The following is a 6,000-nucleotide window of genomic DNA, read 5'->3' on the forward strand; positions in this document are numbered from 1 at the left end:
GTTCGGCGCGCAGCTTATACAAGGAAGAAACATGCCATTGCCTTCTCAACTCATCACTCACTCCCAGTCTGCTTTTGAGCAATTATTAGAGCATCAAAGTGAAGCCATCAATACTTGGTCTGAGCCACTGACTGAAGATCTTAAACGTGTACTCGGTTTAAGCTGTTTTATTGGTGATTGCCTGCAGCGTGATACGGTTTTATGTGGTGACTTACCTAATATGTTGGCATGCGAAGAACGCGCTGAAGGATACCGAGAACGCTTGGCTGAATTACTTTCTAGTTGCACCGATGAAATGAGCGGTCAGCGCGTGCTGCGTCAATTCCGAAATCGAGAAATGACCTACATTGCTTGGCGTGATTTTATGGGTTCGTGGGAGCTAGAGCAGAGCCTAAATCATCTATCGATGTTGGCTGAGGCGATGATCTTCGAAACCTACCAATGGCAGTACGATATTTGTTGTAAAGAGTGGGGCACACCTTGTAATGAACAAGGCGAAGCACAGCCGATGTTGATCATTGGTATGGGCAAGCTAGGGGGCGGTGAGCTTAACTTCTCTTCCGATATCGATCTGATCTTCACCTACCCAGAGAATGGTGAAACCCAAGGTGCAAGACGCAGCATTGCCAATGCGCAGTTCTTTACACGTCTCGGGCAACGTATTATTAAGGCGCTTGATCAGCAAACCTTCGATGGATTCTGTTATCGAGTAGACATGCGCCTGCGTCCATTCGGTGAGAGTGGTCCACTGGTCATGAGTTACGCTGCGCTAGAAGATTACTATCAAGAACAAGGTCGCGATTGGGAACGCTACGCTATGGTCAAAGCGCGTGTGATGGGCAGTGAGATGTACCCTGAGTATCAAGAGCTTCGCCAAATGCTACGCCCGTTTGTGTTCCGCCGTTATATTGATTTTAGTGCGATTCAATCTCTGCGCCGAATGAAGTCTATGATCAGCAGCGAAGTGCGTCGTCGTGGTCTCTCGAACAACATCAAGCTTGGCTCTGGTGGTATTCGTGAAGTTGAGTTTATCGCACAAGTCTTCCAATTGATTCGTGGTGGACGCGAGCCTAGCTTACGCGGTCGAGGGTTACTCGAAACCTTAAGTGCGATTGAATCCCTTCATCTGCTAGAGTCTGAAGAGGTGGGGCACCTACGTGAAGCTTATCTGTTTTTGCGTCGCCTTGAGAACCTGTTACAAGCCATGGCTGATAAGCAAACTCAAACCTTACCTGACGGTGAATTCGAACAACTGCAGCTTGCGGTTGCCATGCAATTTTCCGATTGGGATAGCTTGATTGTGGCAACTCGCGCCCATATGGCGAATGTACATACCGTGTTCGAAGACCTAATTGGCGTTGATGAAGATGACGCTAATCCGATCGCGAGCCACTTTAGCGAGTTGTGGGATATGGCCCATAAACCCGATGTAATTGAGCACGTGTTGGAACACGACATTGCGGTCGCGAGCCCGCCTGATGCGGCGAAAACGATCATTCAGTTTAAAGCCGATTTGGCTAAAAAGACTCTTGGCCCTCGTGGGCGGGAAGTCCTCAATCGACTGATGCCGAAAGTGTTTCAAGCGCTGTACACCGCTAAGGATGCCGAGTTTGGTTTGTCGCGAGTACTGCATCTGCTGCATAAAATCGTTACGCGTACCACTTACCTTGAACTACTAGATGAACACCCTGCCGCGTTGACTCAGCTAGTTCGCCTGTGTACGGCAAGCCCGATGATTTCGGAGCAGTTGGGTCGTTATCCAATTCTGTTAGATGAACTTATCGACCCTCAGCAACTCTACAATCCCGTGCCTTTAGAGTCTTACAAGACCGAGTTGCGTGATTATCTAGCCCGTATCCCTGAAGATGATATGGAGCAACAGATGGAAGGTCTGCGTCAGTTTAAGCAGACCTGTATATTGAGAATTGCAGCCGCGGATATTGCGGGTGCTCTACCTGTCATGAAGGTCAGTGATCACCTGACCTACTTAGCAGAAGCCATTGTGGAGGCGGGGGTCAATCAAGCTTGGTTACAAGTATCCGCCAAGTTTGGTGAACCGACCCATGTTAAAGATCGCGAAGGTCGCGGTTTTGCTGTCGTTGGTTATGGCAAAGTCGGTGGTTGGGAGCTTGGTTATAACTCCGATCTCGATATCGTGTTCATGCACGACTGCCCGGTACACATCTATACTGATGGAAAGAAAGAGATCGATGGACGCCAATTCTACTTAAGATTAGCGCAGCGTATTATTCATATTTTCTCGACCAGAACTGCTTCTGGCATTTTGTACGAAGTCGATACTCGCCTACGCCCTTCTGGTGCATCTGGTCTATTGGTGAGTCCAACCGATGCCTTTGACGAGTATCAGCACAATGACGCGTGGACATGGGAGCACCAGGCCCTCACTCGTGCTCGTATGATTTACGGTGATGACTTATTGGTATCTGCGTTTAACAAAACTAGGCATGAGGTTTTGTGCTTGCCACGAGATGAGGCAACACTCAAAAAGTCAGTTGTGGATATGCGTGAAAAAATGCGTGGCCATTTAGGCGGTAAAAAAGCCGATCGATTCATGCTTAAACAAGATGCGGGCGGTATTACTGATATTGAGTTCTTGGCGCAATACTTAGTGCTTAGATACAGCAATGAGAAGCCAAAGCTTACTCGTTGGTGTGACAATGTACGAATCTTCGAAAGCTTGTTGTCACAAGGGATTATGGACGAGCAGCAAGGCATGGCATTAACCCATGCTTATACAACATTAAGAGATGAAATCCACCACCGTAATCTACTTAATCTTGATGCGGATGTGGCGATTGAAAAGTTTGAAATGGAAAGAGAACATGTTGTTCAAGCATGGAAGCAGTGGATGGAAGCATAACCCAGTCATACAGTAATGACGGATGTACCTATCTTGATAGGCTTTTACTCATTTATCTATAGTTTAGCCTCTGTAATCAGTGTGCTAGACTCTAGCCAGATTCGATTTTTGGAGATCCATAATGAAACCAATTCTACCTGACTACAGCCAATCAGGCGTTCTTGTTGTCGGTGACGTAATGCTTGACCGTTACTGGTATGGCCCAACTGGCCGTATTTCACCAGAAGCGCCTGTACCCGTTGTAAAAGTAGAAAATAACGAAGAGCGTCCTGGTGGTGCAGCCAACGTAGCAATGAATATTGCTTCTCTTGGTGGCCATGCTCATATCGTTGGTTTGACCGGTAAAGATGAGCCTGCTGAGGTGTTAAAAAATACCTTAGGCGCACTAAAGGTTAAATGTGATTTCGTTGAGTTAGAAGATTACCCAACCATTACTAAACTGCGAGTGATGAGCCGTGGTCAGCAGCTAATTCGCCTTGATTTTGAAGATAAATTTGAGAATACGGATCCTGAGCTGGTTTTATCTCGTATGGAGCAAGCGCTTCCAAATGTGCGCTCGGTAATTCTATCTGATTACGCAAAAGGTGCGTTGGAGCACGTGCAGAGCTTTATCCAAAAAGCGCGCGCAGCAAAAGTTCCTGTGTTTATCGACCCGAAAGGCGCAGACTTTGAACGCTACCGTGGAGCAACGTTGCTTACACCAAACATGGCTGAGTTCGAGTTGGTGGCTGGCAAAGTAAAATCTGAAGAAGAAATGATCGAAAAAGGACTCGCGTTAATCGAAGAGTTTGATTTCGAGGCTTTGTTGGTAACGCGCAGCGAACATGGTATGACTTTGCTTCGCAAAGGTTTAGAACCATTCCATTTGCCGACTCAAGCGAAAGAAGTGTATGACGTGACGGGTGCAGGCGATACGGTTATCTCGGTACTGGCGGCTTCTGTTGCTGCTGGCAAGCCACTGGACGAGGCGTGTGCACTGGCGAACGCTGCTGCAGGTGTGGTAGTGGGTAAGCTTGGTACATCTACTCTATCTACGATTGAGCTAGCGGAAGCGATTCACGGTAGTCAAGACACAGACTACGGTGTTATCTCTGAAGCGGCACTGGTTGAAGCGGTGAAGCGTGCTCGTGCGAAAGGCGAGAAGGTGGTGATGACCAATGGCTGCTTTGATATTTTGCATGCTGGTCATGTTTCTTACATGAATCACGCGGCTGAGCTGGGTGATCGTTTGATCGTTGCGGTGAATACTGACGAATCAGTGAAACGCTTGAAAGGTCCAGGTCGCCCTGTGAACCCAACTGATCGTCGTATGGCGGTATTGGCTGGCTTAGGTGCAGTTGATTGGGTTGTCCCATTCTCTGAAGATACACCTCAACGTTTAATCTCTGAGGTATTGCCAAGTATTCTTGTGAAAGGTGGTGATTACAAACCTGAAGATATCGCTGGTGGTGCGGAAGTGATTGCTGCTGGTGGTGAAGTTAAAGTACTTAACTTTGAAGATGGTTGCTCTACGACTGAAATCATTAAAGCGATTAAAGGTGGTCGAGGCTAACTCTTAGCCTTCCCGTTTTCTAGTCTCAAGGCTTAACTTTGAGCTAGGTTGAGAATTAGCTTTCAATAGATAATAAAAATGCCGCTCAATGAGCGGCATTTTTGTAGGGGTAACTTAAGTAATTAATAATTACTTACTTGCTACTTTTAGACCTGCGTTTACATCAACAATGTCTTGTTCGCTTAGCGTACCAACCGCTTGACGAAGCTGAAGTACACTTAGGATGTAGTTGTAACGAGCATCTGAAAGATTTTTGTTCGCATCGTATAGACGACGAGTCGAGTCTAGTACGTCAACGATAGTACGAGTACCTACATCAAAACCAGCTTCTGTTGCTTCTAAAGCAGACTGAGCAGAAACTACAGACTGTTCGTAAGCGCGTAGAGCACCGATCGAAGCACTGATGTTGTTGTTGAATGCACGTACGTCTTTTACAACGCTACGGTAAGTCGCTTCTAGATCTTCACTTGCTGCAACGTAGTTGTATTCAGCCTGTTTAGTCAAAGAAGTTGTGCTACCACCCGTGTATAGAGGTACAACTAAGTTCAAACCGATGTTTAGGTTATCAGAGTCGTAATCATTTGTGCTGTTAGAACTGTCGGTCTGTTCTGCAAGACCGTAGCTACCATCTAACGTTAAGCTTGGTAGGTGACCAGAGCTTGCTAGAGAGATGTTATCTTTTGCTACGTCTTGAGAGATACGTGCAGCCAATAAGCTAAGGTTCTTTTGTTCTGCTTGTTCAACAAGTGCAACAGCAGACTCAGAAGATTTGCTTGCTGAGAAACGATCAGTATCTAGGATGCTTAGGTTAGAGTGTTCCTGACCTGTAATCTCACGTAGACCTTCGTAGCTATTTGTTAGGTCGTTCTCTGCAAGAACTTCATCAGCCAAAACGCCATCGTACTGAGCTTGTGCATCGTGTACATCGGTGATTGCTGAAAGACCCACTTCAAAACGTTGCTTAGTTTGTTCTAGTTGACGAGCAACCGCTGCTTTTTCTGCACGAACAAACTCTAGGTTATCTTGAGCTCTAAGTACTTCGAAGTATGCTGTTGCAACACGAAGGATCAAAGCTTGTTGTTCTGCCGCGTAAGCTGAATCAGATTGACGAGCAGTTTTCTCTGCCGTGTCTAGAGTGATCCAAGAAGAACGCTGGTAAAGCTCTTGACTGAAACCAATTCCAACACCCCATTGGTTGTTGTCATTACTTGCGTCTTTATAGTCACCACGATTAATGTCGTAGTTCGCAGTCAAATTGATTTGCGGTAACAAAGAGCTACGGCTTGACGTTACTGCTTCAAAAGCGGCATCGCGCTGCGCTGCTGAACGAAGAAGTTGTGGATCGTTCTGTTTTGCTTGGTCGTAAACTTCAGCTAGCGTATCAGCAAAAGCTGACGAACTCAGGCTGCCAATTGCTGCACTGATAAATAGTGGAAGCAGTTTTTTCATTTTCCTATTCCTGCCTTTTATGGAATTTTCTTTAGAAGAGTTTAACCCAGTTTGGTGGTAATTTACTCGAAACTTTGCACTTTTTTACAGTTAACTGTCCACTTGTGCAATATTTATT

Annotated in this window: 3 protein-coding genes; 2 read left to right on the forward strand and 1 reads right to left on the reverse strand. The window is 46.2% G+C overall.

Annotation, left to right across the window (positions count from 1 at the left end):
- Positions 1-31 precede the first annotated feature (31 nt).
- Positions 32-2,881 (forward strand): bifunctional [glutamate--ammonia ligase]-adenylyl-L-tyrosine phosphorylase/[glutamate--ammonia-ligase] adenylyltransferase, encoded by a 2,850-nt coding sequence (gene glnE / locus AB4517_RS18100; protein ID WP_102393657.1) that lies wholly within the window; start codon positions 32-34, stop codon positions 2,879-2,881.
- A 121-nt stretch (positions 2,882-3,002) separates the two neighbouring features.
- Positions 3,003-4,433: a bifunctional D-glycero-beta-D-manno-heptose-7-phosphate kinase/D-glycero-beta-D-manno-heptose 1-phosphate adenylyltransferase HldE gene (hldE, locus tag AB4517_RS18105; RefSeq protein WP_050649505.1), complete on the forward strand. Its 1,431-nt coding sequence runs from the start codon at positions 3,003-3,005 to the stop codon at positions 4,431-4,433.
- Between the two features lie 129 nt (positions 4,434-4,562).
- Here the strand turns inward: hldE and tolC are convergent, their stop codons facing one another.
- On the reverse strand, positions 4,563-5,882 hold the full coding sequence (tolC, locus tag AB4517_RS18110; RefSeq protein WP_136982227.1) for an outer membrane channel protein TolC: 1,320 nt from the start codon (positions 5,880-5,882) through the stop codon (positions 4,563-4,565).
- Positions 5,883-6,000: the final 118 nt, after the last annotated feature.

The sequence above is a fragment of the Vibrio sp. 10N.222.52.C3 genome (assembly GCF_041474195.1).
GTDB classification, from domain to species: domain Bacteria; phylum Pseudomonadota; class Gammaproteobacteria; order Enterobacterales; family Vibrionaceae; genus Vibrio; species Vibrio crassostreae_C.

What these genes read in the sequence shown, in the direction of transcription:
- glnE (WP_102393657.1), top strand. Translation starts at nt 32, where the DNA reads ATGCCATTGCCTTCTCAACTCATCACTCACTCCCAGTCTGCTTTTGAG.
- hldE (WP_050649505.1), top strand. Translation starts at nt 3,003, where the DNA reads ATGAAACCAATTCTACCTGACTACAGCCAATCAGGCGTTCTTGTTGTC.
- tolC (WP_136982227.1), bottom strand. Translation starts at nt 5,882, where the DNA reads ATGAAAAAACTGCTTCCACTATTTATCAGTGCAGCAATTGGCAGCCTG.